Source organism: Marinobacter sp. MBR-105, assembly GCF_053628895.1.
Window position 1 is genome coordinate 1 of sequence record NZ_JBRJHG010000063.1, and the last position, 1,135, is coordinate 1,135.

The 1,135-nt window shown below is 52.2% G+C and carries 1 protein-coding gene; it reads left to right on the forward strand.

The window, feature by feature from the left end:
- Nucleotides 1–78: 78 nt before the first annotated feature.
- The gene (locus tag ACSSVV_RS21010; RefSeq protein WP_011783956.1) at nucleotides 79–1,107 is read left to right on the forward strand and encodes an IS630 family transposase; all 1,029 of its coding nucleotides are present in this window, start codon (nucleotides 79–81) and stop codon (nucleotides 1,105–1,107) included.
- Nucleotides 1,108–1,135 lie beyond the last annotated feature (28 nt).

Sequence of the window (1,135 nt, forward strand, 5' to 3'; positions counted from 1 at the left end):
TACTAATGGGTACGAAAGTAAGCGAACATTATTTATAATATAGCGGTCGTTCGCCAAGCTTATCGGATATCTACACACATGCGCCACGATGACGGTCGTAAACTTGATCACAAAACATTAGAAGCCATTCGCGTTCGCGCCGTTCAACGAGTCATGGATGGCGAAAGCCCGGAAGTCGTCATCAAAGCGCTTGGCATGAGCCGCGCACGAATTTACGAATGGCTGGCCGCCTACCGCGAGGGTGGCTTTGACGCACTCAAGGCCAAGCAAATTTCTGGTCGCCCCAAAAAACTGAGCGGGGCTCAGATCCGGGAGCTGTATACCTGGATAACGACCTTTACACCGGACCAGCTGAAGTTTGACTTTGCCCTGTGGACCCGGGGTCGTGTGCGTGAGCTCATTCGGCAAAAGTTCAACGTCCGGTTAAGCGATGTCTCGGTGGGTCGTCTGCTTCGAAACCTGGGGCTGACGCCCCAGAAACCACTGCATCGGGCTTACCAGCAAAAACCAGAGGCCGTGAAGCAATGGAAAGAAGAGACCTACCCGGAAATCCGCAAGGAAGCCAAAAAAGTCGGTGCTACCATCTACTTCGGTGATGAAGCCAGTATCCGGTCTGATTATCACAGTGGCACGACCTGGGCGCCCAAGGGTGAAACTCCGATCATCCGCAATACCGGCAGTCGCTTCAGCATCAATCTGATCTCGGCCATCTCACCTCGTGGTGAGCTTCGCTTCAAAACGATTCAGGGCACCATGAACACCGATGCGTTTCTCGGTTTCCTCAAGGCTCTGGTGCAAGACGCTGACAAGCCGGTTTTCCTGATACTCGATAACCATCCGGTGCACCATGCTCGTCGCGTTCGCGAGTATGTCGAGAGTCTTGACGGCAAACTCAAGCTGTTCTTCCTGCCGCCGTACTCGCCGGAGCTGAATCCTGATGAGTCTGTTTGGGGCTACATCAAATACCACCACGTCGGTAAAAAGATCATCAACAGTAAGGAGCAACTTCGGAGCATTGTTTACCGGCAGCTTCGGCGCTTGCAGAAATTGCCAAAGCTATTGAAGTCGTTTTTTGGTCATCCGGACCTGGCTTATATCTCCGGATGATGTTCGCTTACTTTATTTCGGATTAGTA

Excerpts from the sequence above, each read along its gene's own strand:
- ACSSVV_RS21010 (WP_011783956.1), top strand. The coding sequence starts at position 79 with ATGCGCCACGATGACGGTCGTAAACTTGATCACAAAACATTAGAAGCC.